Raw genomic sequence first — 19,037 nt, 5'->3', positions numbered from 1 at the left:
CCCCGTTTTCCGGATGTGTGCAAGCAAAGGAATACCCCGATGTCCAACCCGAAAATTGCCATCATCATTGGCTCCACCCGTGACGCGCGTTTCGCCGACAAACCGGCAGGCTGGCTGTTTGAAAAAGCGAAAGAGCTGAGCACCGATCTCGACTTCGATCTCGTCGATCTCAAGGACTACAACCTGCCGCTGTTCAACGAGATGGCCTCCAACCTCTGGATGCCCTCGAGCGATGCCAACGCCATAAAATGGCAGGAAAAAATGGCCGAGTACGACGGCTATATCTTTGTCACCCCGGAATATAACTCCTCGATCCCGGCGTCTCTGAAAAACGCGCTCGATCAGGCCGGCAAGGAATGGGTGCGCAAACCCGCCGCCGTCTTTGGTTATGGTGCCGTGGGCGCGGCCCGCGCGGTCGAACATCTGCGTGCGGTGACGATCAACCTGCAAATGGTGCCGGTGCGCTCCGCCGTGAATATTTCCGGTTCCGATTTCTTCAAGGTCTCGCCGCTCGGCGCCAATGGCGAAATGTCCGAGATCGAAGCCGGGATCCTGCCGTCGGTTCAAGCGATGCTGGCCGATCTGGCCTGGTGGGCCAATGCCACGAAAGCCGCCCGTGACGTGGTGAGCGAAGACAAGGCGGCCTGAGCGCCCTCGCGGCAATCGCTATTTGAAAACACGCACAATCAGGCAAAAGGCCCGCTGTCATGGCGGGCCTTTCTTTTTGCGAAAACGAGAGGGGGTCATTGCCCCAAGAGCATGGCCCGGCATTGGCGCAGATGGTCTGCCGCCAGTTCTCTGGCGCGCGCCGCCTCGTCTTCGTCAAAGGAAAACCGCGCGGCGGCGAGCAGCTGGCTCTGCGCCACATGGCCGGCAATGCGCAGCTCCTCATAAGCCGGTGCGGCTTCGGGCGCGATCACTGCACTCAGAAGCTCCTGCATCGCGGATTTGAGCGCCAACAACTCGCGGTCCTGATGATCCTGCGCCTCGGCCGACAGCCGACCGGCGCAATAGGCGAAATTCCGGGCCAGCGGATTGTCGGCGCGCAGCGAGGCGGCATGGGCCGGGATGAGGGAGAAGGAGAAGGAGAAGGAGGTGAGGAGCAGGGTGAGGAAAAGCACAAGTCCAAGGCGCGCGGCGATCGGCTGCCGTGGCGTCAAAAAGAGGGTCTTTGTGCGATGTTGTCGTCCCATGGCCTCATCTTGTCGTGGATTTGTTACATGGAGCCTAGGCGCCTTTCCGCGATCTGGCAAGAATTTTGTATATACGCATGATATACCTTTTCGCGAATGCTCGAACTCTCCGCCCGCAAGCGCCGCGGGGCGCCCCTCGGGCGCGCGCCAGGCTCAGCTCAGGATCAGGGCCAGACAATGCGCCAATTCCACCTCGGCACGCAGCCGGGCGCGGTTGGCGCTTTCGGGGTCGGGATCAAAGCTCGCGCGGCGCAACAGATCGGCATGGGCAAATTTTGCGGAGATCCTCAGATGCAGCAAATCGCGCCCCTGATCGGGCGGGCTCGCCGCCTCCAGAAGCGATAGCATGGCGCGACGCTGGACGGCGGTGCGGTCCGAAGCCGGGTCGGAGAGCAGCCATTGATGTTCCATCTCGGCAGACAGCCGTCCGGCGCAATAGGCGAATTCGCGGACAAGCGGATCGATGCTCCGGGCCGGGAGGGCCTGAGCGGGACATGCCGCATCACTTGCAATCAGCGTGGCGGCCATGATGATCCGAGGCCAGCGCATGCGACGAGTCTGTCAGGAAATGGTTTCCGGCCGTTTAACCTTGCGCACGGTGATCTTGGCGAGGGGGGCGGGGTACTCCGGATAGCGCGACCGGGCGCGCGCACCATCTCCGGCTTATTGCAGCTTTTCCAAAAGCGCGCGGTTCCCGGCGCAGTTTCCTGTCGCGTTCCGGATGAAATCAGCGGCGGCTTTCTGCGCCGGCGCGGCGCCTTCGGCAAAAGAGGCTCTGCGGGCGATGTTCTCGAATTTCGCAACGCGCTCGTCGACCAATGCCTGAATCTCGGCTTCGCTCAGCGCCTCACGATACTGATGCAGGATGCCCTGCCAATAGCTAATCTGGCTGCCGCTGCCCGGGGCGTATTGCGCCACGGTGTAGGCCCCGATGCAGACCGCAGCGCCATTGCGCATGAATTCCGGGTTCTGTGCGGTGAACTCCGCCCCTGCTGCGCTGCCGCAGAGGGCGAGACCCAAGATCACACCGAACCGGGTCACGCGGAAGCGGCGCACGGGCTCAGCCCGCGACAGAGGCCGCCGACTCGGGCAGTTCCTCGTCGAAACAGCGCTGGTAGAACTCGGCCACGGTCTGACGCTCCAGCTCATCGCATTTATTGAGGAAGGTGAGGCGGAAGGCATAGCCGATATCGCGGAAGATCTCGGCATTCTGCGCCCAGGTGATCACGGTCCGCGGCGACATCACGGTCGACAGATCGCCGTTCATGAAAGCGGTGCGGGTGAGATCGGCGACGGTGACCATCTGACTGATCTGCTTGCGGCCCTTCTCGGTGTTGTAATGCGGCGCTTTCGACAGGACGATGTTCGATTCCGCGTCATGGCTCAGGTAGTTCAGCGTCGCCACAAGGCTCCAGCGGTCCATCTGCGCCTGGTTGATCTGTTGCGTGCCGTGGTAAAGCCCGGTGGTGTCGCCGAGACCCACGGTGTTGGCGGTGGCAAACAGCCGGAAATACGGGTTCGGCGTGATCACCTCGTTCTGGTCCATCAAGGTGAGCTTGCCGTCATGTTCCAGCACCCGCTGGATCACGAACATCACGTCGGCGCGGCCGGCGTCATATTCGTCGAACACGATGGCGCAGGGGTTGCGGAGCGCCCAGGGCAGGATGCCTTCCTGGAACTCGGTGACCTGTTTGCCATCCTTGAGTTTGATCGCATCCTTGCCGATCAGGTCGATCCGCGAGATGTGGCTGTCGAGGTTGACGCGCACCGAGGGCCAGTTGAGGCGCGAAGCCACCTGTTCGATATGGGTCGATTTGCCGGTGCCGTGATAGCCCTGGATCATCACCCGGCGATTGTGGCTGAAGCCCGCGAGGATCGCCATCGTGGTGTCCGGGTCGAACTTGTAGGTCGGGTCCAGTTCGGGCACGCGGTCGGAGGGCTCGGCAAAGCCTTTCACCGTCATGTCGGTGTCGATGCCAAAGACATCGCGGACTGAAATGACTTCGGTGGGTTTTGCGTTCGCGTCCATGATCTTGCCCGTTCACTCAAAGGGTTTCGTTTCTCACCTGACTTCGTGCCCCATATCTGTCGCGGGTGCAAGGCCCCGGCCTGTCGCAGGCCTGTTCATGTTTGCTCAGGGGTGGTCAAGTCCGGGGCAGGCGTGTCACCCTCTGGCAAATGGCGGGGGACTGATGCCGGACCGAATCGACATCGAAAACTGGATATCGCGGATTGCGCTCGGTGATCGCGCGGCCTTTTCTGCACTCTACGATGCGACCTCTGCGAAACTTTTCGGCACCTGCCTGCGTGTCTTGAAAGACCGGGCCGAAGCAGAAGACGTTCTGCAAGAGGTCTATATCCGGATCTGGCGCGGCGCCGGGCGCTACCGGTCCAACGGGTTGAGCCCGATGACCTGGCTGATCACCATTGCCCGCAATCGCGCCATCGACCGGCTGCGTGCCCGCCAGAGCGGGGTGCGCAGAGGGGCCGAGGGAGGGGCGGGCGAGGACGGCGTGCTCGAACGCATGGCCTCTCCCGACCCCGGCCCTGAGGCACAGGTGGCGGCAAAAGGCGAGGCACGGGCCATCGCGCTTTGCCTCGACGAGCTGGAGGCCGACCGGGCCGCCGCCGTGCGCGGGGCCTATCTCGACGGTCAGACCTATGCCGAGCTTGCCGAGCGGTTTGATGTGCCGATGAATACGATGCGAACCTGGCTGCGTCGCAGCCTGATGAAACTGAAGGACTGCCTGAGCCAATGAGCGATGTGCATGACGAAATGCCCCCTGACGAGAGCCTGGCTGCGGAATACGCGCTCGGGCTGCTCGAGGGTGCGGAGAAATCCGCTTTCGAAGCCCGCCTTGCCTCGGAGCCCGCTTTGGTTGCGCGTCTGCGCGTCTGGGAAGCGCATTTCGCCAGCCTTGCAGAAGACATCACGCCCGAAGATCCCCCCGCGCGGCTCAAGCTTGCGATCGAGGCGGCGCTGTTCGAGGCCTCGGATCAGGCGCGCCTAGGTCTCTGGGCCCGGCTGCGTTCTCGGATCGCTCCGGGGCTTGCTCTGGGCGGCGGTCTGGTTGCGGCGGCCTTGGTCTTGGCGGTTTGGCTTGGCGTCGGGGCGCCCCGGCAGGTGGAGAACCCGGCGCTCTATACTGTCGAGATGGCGGCGACCGAAGGGTTCGACCTGCGCATCCGTGCCACCTATCATCAAGATGGCACCGTCTCGCTCGATCGCGAAGCCGGGGCGACCCCGAGCGGTCGGGTGCTCGAGCTTTGGCTGATTTTCGATGGCGAAGCGCCGATTTCTCTCGGTGTGATGCCGGAGAGCGGACCTATGGTGGTGTCCACCGCCTATGCCGAACGGATGGCGGGGGCGCTGTTTGCCATCACCGACGAGCCGCCGGGGGGCGCGCCAGGTGGCGTGCCGACGGGCGATCTGCGTGCCGCCGGGCCGCTTGAGGCGATCTGATAGCAGAGCTCAGCCGGCACCTCGGGCTTCATGATCGTCTTTCTGCTGTGGATGTTGTCTGTCTGACGAAGCTGGCTTACCGGTCAGGACCCTGACCCAGAGCGTATATGGTCGCATATGGTAAGGGGAAGCTGCCGTTTGTGCTTCGTGCGGCGAAGGTCGGCTGTGAGTCCAAGGCGGACGTTGGGCACGAGGGCGTGCGCTGGCCCGTGGGGGAGTGCCATAAGCTGAGTGGTCTGCACTTTATGCCTGCCAAATCCGAGAAACTTCAATCCGTTGTACGCGGATGAAAATGCGCTCGCCCGCCGGGACGGGCCAGCGCAGGCGCGGCGGCTTCGCCTTGTTCCGCGCCTGATAGAACTTCGTTCGAACAGCAGAAAAGTCCTGCGCTACGGACCCTCGCGTGCCTCCCCCGTCGAAGATCCGGTTTGGGTCGCAAATGCTTGAGGGGTGGGGCCAGATTGCCTGACGCGGCCGCCTGACAAGGCTCAAAAATCCGCAGCGTAGTCTCAAAGATGCACGATGTTCGACCGCAGGGATCGTATATTTTCCATTTGGAAACATGGTGTTGAAAATCTTCACGCGCCTGTGATGGCAATGTGTGCAGATTTTTTGAAACTCCTGCCGTCGCCTCTCCGTGACTCCCTGCAACCAGGGCAAACGCCCCGGTGCAGTGAAACCAATGGAGAGACCAAAATGAAAATCGCACATTTCGCCACGACTCTGACCGCCGCTGCCTTCTTCGCGGGCACCGCTTTTGCCGCCAACCCGACGGTCGGGGGCGCGCCGATGTATGCCGACAAGACCATTGTCGAAAATGCCGTGAACTCCGCCGATCACACGACGCTGGTTGCGGCGGTGAAAGCCGCGGGTCTGGTCGAAACCCTGTCGGGCGAGGGGCCGTTTACCGTCTTCGCGCCGACCAATGCCGCCTTTGATGCGCTGCCCGCCGGCACGGTCGACACCCTGCTGAAGCCGGAAAGCAAGGATCAGCTCACCAAGATCCTCACCTGTCACGTGGTGGCCGCCGATGCGATGTCGAACGCGATCAAGGGCATGATTGACGATGATGGCGGCAAACATCCCGTGCCGACGGTCGGCGGCTGTATGCTTCAGGCCACCTATGACGGCGACAAGATCATGATCGAAGACGAGAATGGCAATGTCGCCCATGTGACCATCGCGGATGTGGAACAGTCCAACGGCGTCATCCATGTCATCGACAAGGTGCTTTTGCCGGCGATGTAAAGCCAGCGACGGCAGATCTCCGACAGGCCTGTGTCATGCCGGAGCGAAAGGGGGCGGTTGCGCCCCCTTTTTTGCGGGCCGATCGCTCCGGGAGAGGTGATCTGATCGGCGCGCGGCAATATTCCCCGTTTTCGCCCCTTTGCCTGACCGGCGAAGCCCCGTACTGTGCGGGGAAACGGACAGAAAGGGATCGGCGATGAGCGGCCTTTTGGCACTCTTGGATGATGTGGCGGGGATCGCAAAGATCGCGGCCGCCTCGGTGGATGATGTGGCGGGGCAGGCGGTCAAGGCCTCGACCAAGGCGGCGGGGGCGGTGATCGACGATGCCGCCGTCACACCGAAATACCTGCACGGGTTCTCGCCGGCGCGCGAATTGCCCATCGTTGGCAAGATCGCGCTGGGCTCGATCCGCAACAAGCTTTTGATCCTGCTGCCACTGGCGCTCATTCTCGCGAGCTTTGCGCCGTGGCTGATCACGCCCTTGCTGATGCTTGGCGGATCGTATCTCTGTTTCGAAGGGGCGGAGAAGGTCTATCACCTGTTCAAGCCCCATGCGCCCCATGCCGACGGGCACAGGGAGGACGAGGGCGATCCCGGCCATCTCGAAGAGCAAAAGGTGGCGGGGGCGGTGAAGACCGATTTCATCCTCTCGGCCGAGATCATGACCATCATCCTTGCGGCGCTCGATGCCGATCAGCCGATCTGGTTTCAGGCCGGTGCCCTGGCGCTCGCCGGCATCATCATCACCGTGGTGGTCTACGGCTCTGTCGCCCTGATCGTCAAAGCCGACGATTTCGGGCTCTGGCTGGCGCGTGTCGGGCGGCTTGCGGCCACCCGGGCGCTGGGCCGTGGTCTGGTGCGGTTCATGCCGGTCCTGATGAAGCTTTTGATGATCGTCGGCACGGCGGCGATGATCTGGGTCGGTGGCTCCATCGTGATCCACGGGCTGCACACGCTTGGCATGGCGCAACCCTATGAGGGAATCCATGACATCGCCGAGGCCGCCGCGCACAGTGTCGAGACGGCGTTCGAAGGCGCTGCGGGCGCTGTCGCCTGGGCGGTGACCGCGTTTTTCGACGGGGTGTTCGGGCTGATCTACGGGCTGATCCTGATCCCGATCGTGGCCCGGCTGATCAATCCGCTGATCCGGGTGCTCAGTGGCAAGGCCAAGGCGGACACCGCGCATTGAGGTGGCGCGGCTGCGGCGCGGGGCTCAACCCTTGTTGCCATGCTCCTCTCTGAGCCGTTCGAGCCGGGTGATCCGGCGGGCGCAATAAGAGGTGACGAAGCTGCCCCCCAGCCAGATCAGAATGGTCGGCGGGTTCGAATAGAGCGAGATCGGCACCAGAAACGCCGCCGAGGCGAAGGTCACCGGCAGGGACACGAGCCCCAGTGCCGGGTCGCCTTCAAAGAACACCTGGGCCAGTTGCGTGACGCAAAGTGCGGTGCCCGAGGCGAGAAACGAGGTGATCAACCCGGCCCAGATCACATGGACGGGGCCGGAGGCCCAGAAATGCCGAAATTTCGGGCCGATCAAGGTGGTTGCGATGACCGCCGTCACGGTCAGCAATGTCGCCGCGTCGTGACCGATGGTGCGGGCAAACGTGCCATAAACGGCCGTGAGCAGGCACAGGCTGCTGGTGGCGATGAAGGAAAAAATATAAGCGATTTGCCACAGCCATCCGGGGGAGGGCGTCTCTGCCTTTCGACTGTTTTGCGGCATCTCGTGTCTTCCGAACACGCGCCACATGTGACTTTCCATGACCAAGACTTTCCCAAACCAACAGGAGACGGCTTTTCATGATCCTCCGACAACCTCGCCTCCGAGATCATCCGGTGATCGAAGCGACCGCTCCCCGACGCGCGTTTTCTGAGTGCCGCAGCGTCGACCTAGATTAAGCAGGTTTTCTTACCAGAATGTTGCCCGGGGCGGAGCCGAAGGGCTGCCATTGGGGGAGATCGGGAGAGCGGAGCGCGTATAATCGCCGAGATGCGCTCCGCTCAGCCGCGTTCGAATGTTGATTTCGCGCGTTTGCGGGAGCGGCGTGGCGGGGCCTCGCGCAGCGAGACCGGAAGATCGCGATAGTCCTGATCGGACAGGCGCCTTTCCGCCCCCTCGGTCGCAGCCTCCGTGGCCTTGGTCTCCGATTTGCGCGCCAGCCAGCCACCAAGCGCGGTGAAGCCGAACCAGATCATCAACCCTTGCAGATGTCCGATGATGGCCAGAGGGGCGAGGATCGCGCCCGAGAGCATGGTCGCCGGAAGTGTCTTCAGCGCCACGATTTCCTGGCCGAAAAACAAGGAGGTGAACAGAAGATGCAGCCCGAGTGTCATCGCTGCGGCGAGGATCGTGGTGATGATCGAGGCCCAGAGCAGATGCCAGAGATTGGCGGCCCAGCTGCGTTTGAACATCGGCGCGATGAGCGCCCCCGTTGTGGCCGCCAACAACAACAGGATGATCGCCTGGCCGGGGCCGAGTTCCTTGGACAGCCCGTCATAGGAGGTGACATAGCCACAGATCAGCGCATTGGCGCTGACCGACAGACGCATCATGGTTTCCCATAATCTGGCTTGTGCCTGTGCTGTGAACATGTGACCCCACTACCCTTTGCGGGGCTGTCACCTGCGCTGCCCCGGACAGGATTGATAGCGCGGGAACCTTACCAAAAAATTGACCCCTGCACCGCGAGATGCCGGGGTCGCTTTGATGTGTCGCGATGCTGGGATGTGACGCGATGCGATACGGGCACTGAGTTGTGCCCGAGGCGCCGGCTCATTTGAACCAGCGGCTCTCCTTGAGCTGATCCCAGGCCCAGACCACCTGCTGCAGCTGTTCTTCCTGCGAGCGGTCGCCGCCGTTCACATCCGGGTGCAGCACCTTGATCAGCGCGCGATACTGTTTCTTGATCTCGGCCTTGGTCCAATGATCCTTGGCTTCGAGGATCTCGATCGCCTGACGCTCCACCGGCGGCAATTTGCGGGTCGGTGCGGAGGGGTCCGACTTGCCCGGATTGCGCGTGGCATTCTCGCCCAGAACCTCATGGGCATCGTCGATGCCGAGGCGCTCCCAGGCGCGTTGCTCCACCGATTTGCGGCCAAAGGGTTTGGTCGGACGATCTCCGGTCTGCGACGATTTATAGGCCGCGTCCATTTCCTCTTCACTGGCGTTGGTGAAGAAATTCCACTTCAGATTATATTCACGCACATGGTCTTTGCAGAACCATTTGTACTCGTCCAGATGATCCGGAGAGCGCGGTGCGCGATATTGTCCGGCCTCGCTACAGCCGTCCCATTCGCATTTTCGCTTGGAGGTTTCGAACGCTCCAGACATGCCTCTGCGACCGCCGCGTTTGTTTTTCTTCGCGGAAGACACCGACATATCAAAACCGAAAGGATCTTTCTTATCCATGCTGCCTCAACCTTTTCGACTCGGACGCAAGACTTTAGATGATATCGGGAAAATGGAAAAGGGCCGGGGGGCCGGAAATGTGCAATGAGATGAAAATCGCCGATCAAATGGAGATACGTTTGCGCGAGGCTTTCGCGCCGCGCGAGCTGATCATCGAGGATGACAGTGGGCGGCACGCCGGCCATGCGGGGGTCCGGGAAATGGGCAAGGCGGGGGCCTCTGGCGAGACCCATTTCAACGTGCTGATCCGCGCGGATGCCTTTGCCGGTCAAAGCCGCGTGGCGCGTCACCGCATGGTGCACAAGGCGCTGGGCGATCTGGTGCCTCGCATCCACGCGCTGGCGCTCGATCTGGATGGGTGAGTGTTGAAGTCCGCTTTGCGGGCGGAGCGGACGTTCGAACGGAATACATCTGGCGCGGAACAAGGCGAAGCCACCGCGCCTGCGCTGGCCCGTCCCGGCGGGCAAGCGCATTGCCAGCCGCGCACAACGCATTGAAGTTTCACGGATTTGGCAAGTATAAAGTGATGTCCTCTGAAGGCTCGGCGCTCACCCACGGGCCTGCGCAGGCGCTCATCGCTCGAACGTCCGCCTTGGCCTCTTTCCCGCCCTTCGGTCTTACTCCTCCGGCAGGGTCTTCTCGGCGCGCAGCACCGGTCGGGCAGGGGCTGTCGCCTCTTCCCCGGCCTCTTCGGTCTCTGTCCCCTCTTCCTGCGGTTCTTCAAGATCCGGATAGGCGCCGAAAACACGCCCCTCGGTCTCGACGGCCAGCTCGCGGCGGAACACCAGAACCGTGTGGTAATTCACCGTTTTCGAGGTGATCCCGGCGCGTTCCTCCATCGGCAGAAGGTCGGCCCGCAGATAGTCCCAGCCCTCTGCGCCCTTTTCATTCAGCACGCTTTGCATCGCCTGGGCGATCCGGGCTTCGGCGCTTTTCACGCCTTTGGCCTTCTCGCCTTTGCGCGGTGCGGGGACGGTGAGATATTCGTAGCGGGGCATCGGCCACTCCTTTGCCAGCCGCGACGCGCGGCCTTGTGATCTTTGGCAGAGGTTTAGCGGATGAGACCGGCGGGTCAAGCCATGGCGGCCGGTGCGGGGGGCGCGATCTCCCGGGACGCGGTTTCCTGCTCAGCTGACGCCCTGGGTCTTTTTCCTCAGGTGCCGGTGGCTTCCTCGGGGTCGAACTTGCCATAATCCGGCCTGTCGCCATGGAATATCCCGTAATCGGTTTCCCGACGGAAGATCAGCACATCCTGTTTGCCCTTGGCGCCATGCAGATGAAAGGCGTCGCTGCGCAGGTAGGTCCAGCCATCCGCCGCCATGGCGTTGAGCCGCACGGTCAGGGCTTCGGCCAGCCGCGCCTCGGGCGTCTGGGCGGAATAGGTGGCCTCGCCATCATGCGGGGCCGGGATGGCTTTATACTCGTAATGGGACATGAGGGCCTCCTTTGACTGGGACCATCATATCGGCGGGCGCGTTAATGGAGGATTGACGCTTTTGCAGAGTGGAAAACTGCGCCTCGACAGAGGGTTGACCGTCTCAGGCCGCCGAATTCTTGAGCGAGATCGACCGCCCGGCCTGGGACGGGCGTGGCAGGACCTCATGCGCCTGTTTCATCGCGGCGAGCTTTTCCCGGATCTCTTCCGGAAAGGGCACGACGCGCGGTCCGGACATGTCGATATGCAGCAAGAGCTCCTCGGCGGTGGCGGCGATCCAGCCGTCCTCGTGTCGGATCTCGTGAAACAGCACCATGCGCTTGGCGTCGAAATCCAGCATCTGCGTGCGCACCCGCACCTCATCGCCCAGTTTCAGCTCGCGCTTGTAACAGATATGCACCTCGGCGGTGTAGGTGGTGTGGCGCTTGGCCTTGGCATAGGTCTCGCCCAGCCCCAGAAGCGGGTACATCTGGTCGCCGCCCTGATCCATGATCACCGCGTAATAGGCCATGTTGATATGGCCGTTATAGTCCACCCATTCGGGACGGACCTCAATCACCGAGGAGATATGCGGGGCGGGGAGGGGCATGTTAAAGCCTCCGGAAATGAAAAAAGCCGACCCGCTGGGGTCGGCTTTGGGTCTCAGAGCCCGAGCTTGGCCTTGACCAGCTCGTCCACCGCTTTCGGGTTGGCCTTGCCTTTTGAGGCTTTCATCACCTGACCGACGAACCAGCCCGCCAGTTTCGGGTTCTGTTTCGCCTTCTCGACCTGATCCGGGTTGGCGGCGATCACCGCATCGACGGCGGCCTCGATGGCGCCGGTATCGGTGACCTGTTTCATGCCCTCGGTTTCGACGATCTCTTCCGGATCGCGGCCGGTGGTGTAACAGATCTCGAACACGTCCTTGGCGATCTTGCCGGAGATCGTGTCGGATTTGATCAGTTTGACGATCTGACCGAGCTGCGCCGGGCTGACCGGGCTCTCGGTGATCTCATGGCCTTCCTTCTTCAGGCGGCCGAACAGCTCGTTGATCACCCAATTGGCGGAGAGCTTGCCATCCTCGCCGGTCACCACGACTTTCTCGAAGAAATCGGCGTTTTCGGTCTCGGCGGTCAGCACGCCCGCGTCATATTCCGAAAGGCCGAAGCCCTTGACGAAACGGGCTTTCTTCTCGTCCGGCAGCTCCGGCAGGGTCTTGGCGATATCGTCCACCCAGGTCTGTTCGATCTCCAGCGGCAGGAGATCGGGGCAGGGGAAATAGCGATAGTCATGCGCTTCTTCTTTCGAGCGCATCGACCGTGTCTCGCCCTTCACCGCGTCATAGAGACGGGTTTCCTGATCGATCGAGCCGCCATCCTCGAGAATGGCGATCTGGCGACGCGCCTCGTAATCGATCGCCTGCTGGATGAAACGGGTCGAGTTCATGTTCTTGATCTCGCAGCGGGTGCCCAGATGCGAGAAATCCTGGGTTTCCTGGTATTTCTCGTATTGGCCCGGACGGCAGACCGAGACGTTCACGTCGGCGCGCAGGTTGCCGTTCTGCATATTGCCATCGCAGGTGCCCAGATAGCGCAGGATCTGACGCAGTTTCAGCACATAGGCGGCGGCCTCTTCCGGGCCACGAATGTCCGGGCGCGAGACGATTTCCATCAGCGCCACACCGGTGCGGTTCAAATCGACAAAGGACATGGTCGGGTCCATGTCATGGATCGATTTGCCGGCGTCCTGCTCCAGGTGGATGCGCTCGATGCGGACCTTGCGGGCCACGCCCGGCTCCATGTCGACGACCACCTCGCCCTCGCCGACGATCGGGTGGTAGAGCTGCGAAATCTGATAGCCCTGCGGCAGGTCGGGGTAGAAATAGTTCTTGCGGTCAAAGGCCGAGAACAGGTTGATATCGGCCTTGAGCCCGAGCCCCGTGCGCACCGCCTGTTCGACGCAATATTCGTTGATCACCGGCAGCATGCCCGGCATGGCGGCATCGACGAAGGAGACGTTCGAGTTCGGCTCATTGCCGAATTGGGTCGAGGCGCCGGAGAACAGCTTGGCTTCGGAGGAAACCTGCGCGTGGATCTCCATCCCGATGACGAGTTCCCAGTCTTCTTTCGCCCCGGAAATCACTTTCACTTTCGGTGCGGAATATTCGAGATGGTCGAGCATGCGCATTGTCCTGATCTGGTCTGGCTTTCTGGCGTTCTAGGCGCTCTCTTGCCGAGGGGCAAGAGGGCGACTTTGCAAAGCGGCGCCCAGCGGGCATTATAGGCGGGATTTGGAGATTGGGCCGGGGTGGCCCATCTGGGGTGCTGTGGTGATGGGCGGTGTGATGCGGGTTTCTTTCAAACGAGCGGACAAGCTTGCCATTGCGCTTTGTGCGACACTGGCCGCAAGCGGGGTGAGCCTCGTGGCGCTCCCGGCTCTGGCCGCGGATGAGACGACCCCGGTTCAGACGACATCCGAGACCGTATCAAAGCCCGCCCCCTCCGTGCTGTCGACCATGACCGCGCCGGCCTTTACCCATCCGGTGCTCGCGAGCCCGCGGCCATTGCCGCGTCCCTATGAAATCAAGATGCCGAAGCTGCGCTGGAAGAGCCAGAGCAAAGGCCCGGCCTGGACCCGCAGCGCCATGAAGGCGGTGGCGAGCCATGGTCAGGCACTGGTGAGAACCGTGCCGCAGGATATCGACAGCTGGTGCCCGGGCTACCGGAGCCAGGATGCCAATGGCCGGGCGGCGTTCTGGTCCGGGCTTCTCTCGACGCTGTCCTACCACGAAAGCACCTGGCGCGAAACGGCCGTCGGCGGCGGCGGGCTTTGGTACGGGCTGGTGCAGATCGCGCCGCCCACGGCACGGCTCTACAAATGCCAGGCGGGCACGGGTGAGGCGCTCAAGAATGGCGAAATGAACCTGTCCTGCGCCGTGCGGATCATGAATCGCACGGTGGCGCGCGATCAGGTGGTCAGCCGGGGCATGCGCGGCGTCGCCGCCGATTGGGGGCCGTTCCATTCCGAACGCAAACGCGAAGATATGCGGCGCTGGCTGGCGGCGCAGCCGTTCTGTCGTCCGATGTTGACGTCTTCGCCCATTCCGGTGGCGCGCCCGGGCAGCATGGCACCACCAATGCCAGAAATCCCGGTGCTTCCGGTGATCGAAGCCTTTGCCGATCCGCGGCTCGAGGCGCCCGAAATACCGCTTAGCCGGCCTTTCTGATCGCCTTTCGGGTCCGGTCTCAATCCTCTGTCTGGGGTCCTGTGGGGGCAGCGGTTTCGTCGCTTTGGCTGTCCCGGCCTGACAGTGTCGGTCGCGCCTGTTTAAGACCCTCCCTCCGCACAAGTCCTTTGCACTGAGTTTGGCCGCTTGTGTTTTGCCTGCTCCGATGGTCTTCTGGCGCGGTACACGGCTGATGCTTGCGGCCGAGTGTCCCGTTGCAATTGCGCCTTGTTCATATTTTTCTGAGACTTGTACGTCTTCGTGCGTGTGAATATGGCTGTTCCCGCAGCGTTTGTCAGAGATGTTCCCAGAGAGGAGGAGGACCTCATGCCCGCACTTCGCACCGATATCGACCCCGATGGTCTGCTCGAATTTTCCGTCGTGTTCACCGACCGTTCGCTCAATCACATGTCGAAAGCCTTCCAGGGCGTGATGAACGACATTCACGACACGCTTTGTGAGGTCTATCACGCCGACAGCGCGGTGGTGGTTCCCGGCGGCGGCACCTACGCGATGGAGGCCGTGGCGCGTCAGATCGCCGGTGGCGAAGACGTGATGGTGATCCGCAACGGCTTCTTCTCCTTCCGCTGGTCGCAGATTTTCGAGGCGGGGAACATTCCGGCCTCGCAGACCGTGATGAAGGCCCGCCGGACCGGCAATGAACCCAATGCCGGTTTCCTGCCGGCGCCCCTTGAGGAAGCCGTGGCAAAGATCCACGAGCTGAAACCCGCCGCCGTCTTTGCGCCGCATGTCGAGACCGCCTCGGGCATGATCCTGCCCGATGCCTATATCCATGCGCTCGCGGAAGCGGTTCACGCCGAAGGTGGCGTGATGGTCCTCGATTGTATCGCCTCCGGCTGTGCCTGGGTGGATATGAAAGCTACCGGTGTCGATATCTTGATTTCCGCACCGCAAAAGGGCTGGTCGGCCCAGCCCTCTGCCGGTCTGGTGATGCTCTCCGAGAAGGGGCTCGACCTGGTCAAATCGCGGCAAAGCTCGTCTTTCGCGGTGGATCTCGGCAAATGGCTGACGATCATGGAGGCCTATACCGGCGGCGGTCACGCCTATCACGCCACCATGCCGACGGACGCGCTGCGCGCCATGCGCGACGCCATGCTGGAGGCGAAAGAGTTTGGTTTCCACAAGCTCTCCGAGGCGCAATGGGAGCTGGGCCGCCGGGTCCGGCATCTCCTGGCCGAGCGGGGCTTCAAATCCGTCGCCGCCGAAGGCGTCGAAGCGCCGGGCGTGGTGGTGAGCTACACAGATGATCCCGCGATCAAGACCGGCGCCGCCTTTGCCGCCCATGGCGTACAGATCGCCGCCGGCGTGCCGTTGCAATGCGACGAGGGCGAAGGCTTCTCGACCTTCCGTCTTGGGCTGTTCGGGTTGGACAAGCTCTATGACGTGGATGCCACCGTGGCGCGGCTCGAAGCGGCACTGGACGAGGTGTTGGCGAGCTAAACCGCCCCGCTCAAAAAAAGAAACGGCGCGAGCATGTTTCGCGCCGTTTTCTGTTTTCGCGGGGGGCTTCGGGTCAGATCGGCCCGAGACCCGCTTCCATCACCTTGCGACGCACCGGTTTCAGGTCGTGCACCGCCTTGAGCCCCAGAAGCCGCACGGCGCGGAGCACCTCGTCTTCAGAGCGCACCACACGGTTGAACACGTCGACAACGCGCGCGCGGGTGGCGATGTCGCGATGGCGGGTGCGGGCGTAACTGTCGAGCATGGTCCGGCACCCGAGCTCACCGCGATGCGCCTCCGAGAGTTCCAGAAGTTCCGCCAGATCGTTCAAGGAGGTGTTGAGCCCCTGCGCCCCGATCGGCGGCAGCACATGCGCGGCTTCGGCGATCACCGCCACGCGTTCGGACGACAGGCTTTCCGCCAAACGCGTGATGATCGGGAAGATGCCGCGCCCCGAGGCCAGCTCCAGCTTGCCGAACAGCCCGGCGGAGCGCGCGGTCATGGTGGCGTTGAACGCCTCTTCGTCCATGTGCAGAAGCTCGGTCGCATAGGCGCCCGGGTTCATCCAGACGATGGCCGAGGCCGGTTTGCCGTCGACATCCGGCAGCGGCACCATGGTGAACGGCCCGCCCTCGCGGTAGATCTCGGTCGAGATATTGTGATGCGGCAACTCATGCGTGGCGGTAAACGCCAGGGATTTCTGGCCGTAGCGGGTGGTCTTGACGCCGATGCCGGCGGCCTCGCGCACCGGGCTGTTGCGGCCGTCGGCGGCAATCACCAATTTGGCACGGATGCGGCTGCCATCCGAGAGCGTCACCAGCGCCTCATCGGTGCGGGTCAGGAGGTTCTTGAAGCCGACCCCGTAGCGCAGCGTGACATTTTTGATCTCCGGCACGGCGCGGGCCAGTTCGCGACGGATCACCCAATTGAGGAAATTCCAGCCGAAAGGCTCGTCGCCGGTCTCACGGCCGTCGAATTGCCGCTCGGTGCGGATCTCCGGCTGGCCGGCATCGCCGGTCACCGTGTCGACAATCTTCAAGGAGTCCAGAGGTGTGGCATGAGGCTCCAGAGCCTCCCAGATGCCGATGCGTTTGAACAGATCGCGCGCCGGGCGCAGAAAGGCAGTGGAGCGAAGATCCGACCCGGCCTCGTCACCGGTGATGATCGGCTGGCTTGGGTCGACCATCAGGGTCTTGAAGCCGGATGCGCCAAAGGCCGCCGCCGCAATCAATCCTGCAATGCCGCCACCGGAGACGAGCACATCGACATTCTGCATCTCGACATCTGTCCCCTTGATGGGGCTCGTCGGGGAATTGCGGTCGGCCATGTGCATCTCCTTTGCGCCAGCTGCGGTGCTTCGCAAGAGATAGGCGCAAAAGAGAGGTTTGTAAAAGGGACAGGCTGTCTCAGCGCAGCTGAGATCAGCTATTCGCCCTTAGGCTGTCTCAGCGCAGCTGAGATCAGCTATTCGCCCTTAGGCTGTCTCAGCGCAGCTGAGATCAGCTCTTTCCCCTTAGGCTGTCTCAGCGACCGGTGGTCAGCAGGATCAGCGTGAGGTAGATCACCGGCACGAAAGCCAGGGCGGTCAGGCCGAGCACCCACGGCCCGATGGTGAACACGCCGTAGGCCACGGCGGAAAGTGCGGCGACAACGAAGAGCAGGAACAGGGCCACGCCGCGCGGGGTGGCAATGCCGTCTTCGTGGTGGTCGTGGGACTCTACGGCTGCGGTCGATGCAAAGGTGGCGTCAGTCATGTGCGTGCTCCGTGGCGTTATGCGGTTTTCGCGCGTTTTTGCGGCGCGGGTTTTGGTTCCGGCCTTGATACGAAACCGCGGCTCAGGTGGTCACCTAGACAGTTTGACGCAGGGCAAAACGCCGCGCACCCGCGCCCCGTGGGGCTTACGCCATCAGCGCGCGCAGGAAAGCGGCCAGATCATTGGTGTGATGCTGAATATGCGGCGCCGGCGGGTCCAGCGGCGACGGCGCGACATGCACGGTCTTCATGCCGAGCTTGTGCGGCACTTCGAGATTGCGCGGATCATCCTCGAACATCGCGGCAGCCCGCGGCGCGACGCCATCCTTGCCCAAGACGGTGTCAAAGGCTTCCGCCTCTGGCTTGGGGTGAAAATCCGCGTGTTCGATGCCATAGACCGCGTTGAAAATCCCGGTCAGCCCGCGCGCTTCGAGAACGCGTTCGGCATAGGGGGCGGAGCCGTTGGTGTAGACGATCTTGCGCCCCGGCAGCGCCGTGAGCGCGGCGTGAAGCTCCGCATCGCGGGTCAGGCCGGAAAAGTCGATATCATGCACATAGGTGAGATAGGGTAGGGGATCGGTGCCATGTTCGGCCATCATCCCCGACAGGGTGGTGCCATATTGACGCCAATAGTCATCGCGCAGCCTGTTGGCCTCGGAGGCCGTGACATTGAGCTCGCGCGACACCCAATCGGTCATCTTGACTTCGATCTGTGCGAACAAAGCCGCCTCGGGCGGGTACAGTGTATTGTCGAGGTCGAAGACCCAGGTTTTCACGTGAGAGAATTGATCGGCTACCATGCGGGCTTGGTACGTGAGTGCGTGGGGAGGAGCAAGGGGAGAACGCGGGGCGTTGCGAGGCGGAGGGGATGTTCGAACTTCGCGCAACCGCCCGGAATAGCAACGCAGTTGCCCGGGCGTGCGCCGGACCGTGTCACGCCGGGGGCGTGCTTTCAGCACGACCGGTCTGGCGCATTGCCATTCTTGCTCAACGATCTGATCTTTTCCGGAGTTGGCTGAGATAAAGCGTTTCGTTCAAATGTCAGATGCGCCAGCCCACGGTCCGGCGCACGCCCTCGTGACCAATGTCCGACATGGACTCAAACCTCGCTGCGCTCTCTCTTTCCCCCGGTCTGCGACGATGTTAGCGCTTGATTGCAAGGCATTGGCCTGTCTATGGTTCTGCCCTGTCCGGGAAGCGATGAAGCGAAAGAGAGCCTTGAGATGAAAGACCCGCGTGTCAGCCAGAAAGACGCCTATGAGTTGATCCTCGAGGCGATCGATACCGGGACCTATCGTCCGGGCGACCGGCTGGTCGAAAGCGAGCTGGCGGATCGGTTCGGCGTCTCGCGCACGCCGATCCGCGAGGCGTTGCAGCGGCTCGAGACCCAGTCCATGCTGACCCGCGACGGGCGGTCCCTGATCGTTGCCTCGCTGGATCACAACCAGATGGCCGATCTCTACGTGGTCCGCACCGAGCTTGAGGGGCTGGCCGCGCGTTTGGCGGCGCGCCATGCCACCCCCGAAGAGGTCCGGGTGCTGCGCGATATGGTCGAGGAGGACCGCGCGCTCATCGGCCATCCTGAGGAAATGTCGCGCGCCAACCGCCGTTTCCACAAACAGATCCATCTTGCCTCGCATAACAAATACCTCGTGCAACAGCTCGATCTGGTGCATCGCTCCATGGCGCTTCTGGCCACCACCTCCTTGGCCGCCGAGGGGCGCGGCGAAGAGGCGATCAAGGAACATGACCAGATCGTCAGCGCGATCGAGGCCCGCGATGGCGATGCCGCGCATAAGGCCCTCTCGGATCATATTTCCAAGGCCTTCGTCACACGGCTCAAGATCGACGCCGAAAAGATCCGCTGAGC

Annotated in this window: 23 protein-coding genes; 9 read left to right on the top strand and 14 right to left on the bottom strand. The window is 62.5% G+C overall.

Features of this window, described 5'->3' with window-relative positions:
• Positions 1-39: 39 nt before the first annotated feature.
• Positions 40-648 (top strand): NADPH-dependent FMN reductase, encoded by a 609-nt coding sequence (locus tag BM151_RS07835; RefSeq protein WP_090059752.1) that lies wholly within the window; start codon positions 40-42, stop codon positions 646-648.
• A gap of 95 nt (positions 649-743) precedes the next feature.
• Here the strand turns inward: BM151_RS07835 and BM151_RS07830 are convergent, their stop codons facing one another.
• The 4 genes from BM151_RS07830 to cobS form a co-directional block, all read right to left on the bottom strand.
• Complete coding sequence (locus BM151_RS07830) at positions 744-1,193, bottom strand: hypothetical protein (protein ID WP_090059750.1); 450 nt, start codon at positions 1,191-1,193, stop codon at positions 744-746.
• A 153-nt stretch (positions 1,194-1,346) separates the two neighbouring features.
• Positions 1,347-1,742, bottom strand: coding sequence for a hypothetical protein (locus tag BM151_RS07825; RefSeq protein ID WP_090059748.1), 396 nt, complete (start codon positions 1,740-1,742; stop codon positions 1,347-1,349).
• Between the two features lie 114 nt (positions 1,743-1,856).
• On the bottom strand, positions 1,857-2,249 hold the full coding sequence (locus BM151_RS07820; protein ID WP_090059746.1) for a hypothetical protein: 393 nt from the start codon (positions 2,247-2,249) through the stop codon (positions 1,857-1,859).
• Between the two features lie 4 nt (positions 2,250-2,253).
• The gene (gene cobS / locus BM151_RS07815) at positions 2,254-3,222 is read right to left on the bottom strand and encodes a cobaltochelatase subunit CobS (RefSeq protein WP_090059744.1); all 969 of its coding nucleotides are present in this window, start codon (positions 3,220-3,222) and stop codon (positions 2,254-2,256) included.
• Positions 3,223-3,385: 163 nt separating this feature from the next.
• On the opposite strand from cobS, the gene BM151_RS07810 reads away from it, so the two are divergent.
• The 4 genes from BM151_RS07810 (at position 3,386) to BM151_RS07795 (ending at position 7,093) form a co-directional block, all read left to right on the top strand.
• Positions 3,386-3,952, top strand: a complete 567-nt coding sequence (locus tag BM151_RS07810) for a sigma-70 family RNA polymerase sigma factor (RefSeq protein WP_090059742.1) — start codon at positions 3,386-3,388, stop codon at positions 3,950-3,952.
• Positions 3,949-4,656: an anti-sigma factor gene (locus BM151_RS07805; protein ID WP_090059740.1), complete on the top strand. Its 708-nt coding sequence runs from the start codon at positions 3,949-3,951 to the stop codon at positions 4,654-4,656. The genes BM151_RS07810 and BM151_RS07805 overlap by 4 nt, the downstream gene beginning before the upstream one ends.
• Before the next feature lie 696 nt (positions 4,657-5,352).
• Complete coding sequence (locus tag BM151_RS07800; RefSeq protein ID WP_090059738.1) at positions 5,353-5,904, top strand: fasciclin domain-containing protein; 552 nt, start codon at positions 5,353-5,355, stop codon at positions 5,902-5,904.
• A 196-nt stretch (positions 5,905-6,100) separates the two neighbouring features.
• A complete protein-coding gene (locus BM151_RS07795; protein ID WP_090059736.1) occupies positions 6,101-7,093 on the top strand; it encodes a DUF808 domain-containing protein in 993 nt (330 codons plus the stop codon).
• A 24-nt stretch (positions 7,094-7,117) separates the two neighbouring features.
• Here BM151_RS07795 and BM151_RS07790 read toward each other — a convergent pair whose 3' ends face one another.
• From BM151_RS07790 to BM151_RS07780, 3 genes are all read right to left on the bottom strand, one after another.
• The gene (locus BM151_RS07790) at positions 7,118-7,627 is read right to left on the bottom strand and encodes a hypothetical protein (RefSeq protein ID WP_143093069.1); all 510 of its coding nucleotides are present in this window, start codon (positions 7,625-7,627) and stop codon (positions 7,118-7,120) included.
• A 278-nt stretch (positions 7,628-7,905) separates the two neighbouring features.
• Positions 7,906-8,496: a hypothetical protein gene (locus BM151_RS07785; RefSeq protein ID WP_143093068.1), complete on the bottom strand. Its 591-nt coding sequence runs from the start codon at positions 8,494-8,496 to the stop codon at positions 7,906-7,908.
• A 181-nt stretch (positions 8,497-8,677) separates the two neighbouring features.
• The gene (locus BM151_RS07780) at positions 8,678-9,313 is read right to left on the bottom strand and encodes a J domain-containing protein (RefSeq protein ID WP_090059729.1); all 636 of its coding nucleotides are present in this window, start codon (positions 9,311-9,313) and stop codon (positions 8,678-8,680) included.
• 89 nt (positions 9,314-9,402) lie between these two features.
• Between BM151_RS07780 and BM151_RS07775 the strand changes: the two genes are divergently transcribed.
• The gene (locus BM151_RS07775) at positions 9,403-9,675 is read left to right on the top strand and encodes a BolA family protein (RefSeq protein WP_090060118.1); all 273 of its coding nucleotides are present in this window, start codon (positions 9,403-9,405) and stop codon (positions 9,673-9,675) included.
• Positions 9,676-9,930: 255 nt separating this feature from the next.
• Here BM151_RS07775 and BM151_RS07770 read toward each other — a convergent pair whose 3' ends face one another.
• From BM151_RS07770 to gatB, 4 genes are all read right to left on the bottom strand, one after another.
• On the bottom strand, positions 9,931-10,311 hold the full coding sequence (locus BM151_RS07770) for a DUF4177 domain-containing protein (protein ID WP_090059727.1): 381 nt from the start codon (positions 10,309-10,311) through the stop codon (positions 9,931-9,933).
• 155 nt (positions 10,312-10,466) lie between these two features.
• Entirely contained in the window at positions 10,467-10,748 is a 282-nt protein-coding gene (locus BM151_RS07765; RefSeq protein ID WP_090059724.1) for a hypothetical protein, read from the bottom strand.
• Positions 10,749-10,851: 103 nt separating this feature from the next.
• Positions 10,852-11,337 carry a thioesterase family protein gene (locus tag BM151_RS07760; RefSeq protein ID WP_090059722.1) on the bottom strand — a complete coding sequence of 162 codons (486 nt, stop codon included), beginning with the start codon at positions 11,335-11,337 and terminating at the stop codon, positions 10,852-10,854.
• Positions 11,338-11,390: 53 nt separating this feature from the next.
• On the bottom strand, positions 11,391-12,908 hold the full coding sequence (gatB, locus tag BM151_RS07755) for an Asp-tRNA(Asn)/Glu-tRNA(Gln) amidotransferase subunit GatB (protein WP_090059720.1): 1,518 nt from the start codon (positions 12,906-12,908) through the stop codon (positions 11,391-11,393).
• Between the two features lie 163 nt (positions 12,909-13,071).
• Between gatB and BM151_RS07750 the strand changes: the two genes are divergently transcribed.
• Entirely contained in the window at positions 13,072-13,953 is an 882-nt protein-coding gene (locus BM151_RS07750; protein ID WP_245781140.1) for a transglycosylase SLT domain-containing protein, read from the top strand.
• A 327-nt stretch (positions 13,954-14,280) separates the two neighbouring features.
• Entirely contained in the window at positions 14,281-15,414 is a 1,134-nt protein-coding gene (locus tag BM151_RS07745) for an aminotransferase class V-fold PLP-dependent enzyme (RefSeq protein ID WP_090059718.1), read from the top strand.
• A gap of 73 nt (positions 15,415-15,487) precedes the next feature.
• Here BM151_RS07745 and BM151_RS07740 read toward each other — a convergent pair whose 3' ends face one another.
• The 3 genes from BM151_RS07740 to BM151_RS07730 all read right to left on the bottom strand — a co-directional run bounded on the left by BM151_RS07740 (position 15,488) and on the right by BM151_RS07730 (position 17,967).
• Positions 15,488-16,741, bottom strand: coding sequence for an FAD-dependent monooxygenase (locus BM151_RS07740; protein ID WP_245781139.1), 1,254 nt, complete (start codon positions 16,739-16,741; stop codon positions 15,488-15,490).
• A gap of 196 nt (positions 16,742-16,937) precedes the next feature.
• On the bottom strand, positions 16,938-17,168 hold the full coding sequence (locus tag BM151_RS07735; protein ID WP_090059716.1) for a hypothetical protein: 231 nt from the start codon (positions 17,166-17,168) through the stop codon (positions 16,938-16,940).
• A gap of 145 nt (positions 17,169-17,313) precedes the next feature.
• Entirely contained in the window at positions 17,314-17,967 is a 654-nt protein-coding gene (locus BM151_RS07730) for a pyrimidine 5'-nucleotidase (protein WP_090059714.1), read from the bottom strand.
• A 423-nt stretch (positions 17,968-18,390) separates the two neighbouring features.
• Here BM151_RS07730 and BM151_RS07725 point away from each other — a divergent pair, with 423 nt between their 5' ends.
• Complete coding sequence (locus BM151_RS07725; protein WP_090060115.1) at positions 18,391-19,035, top strand: GntR family transcriptional regulator; 645 nt, start codon at positions 18,391-18,393, stop codon at positions 19,033-19,035.
• Positions 19,036-19,037 lie beyond the last annotated feature (2 nt).

The organism is Celeribacter neptunius, assembly GCF_900113955.1.
Taxonomy (GTDB): Bacteria; Pseudomonadota; Alphaproteobacteria; order Rhodobacterales; family Rhodobacteraceae; genus Celeribacter; species Celeribacter neptunius.
The sequence above is the reverse complement of the archived record's forward strand: the minus strand, read 5'-3'. Positions and strand labels throughout refer to the sequence as shown.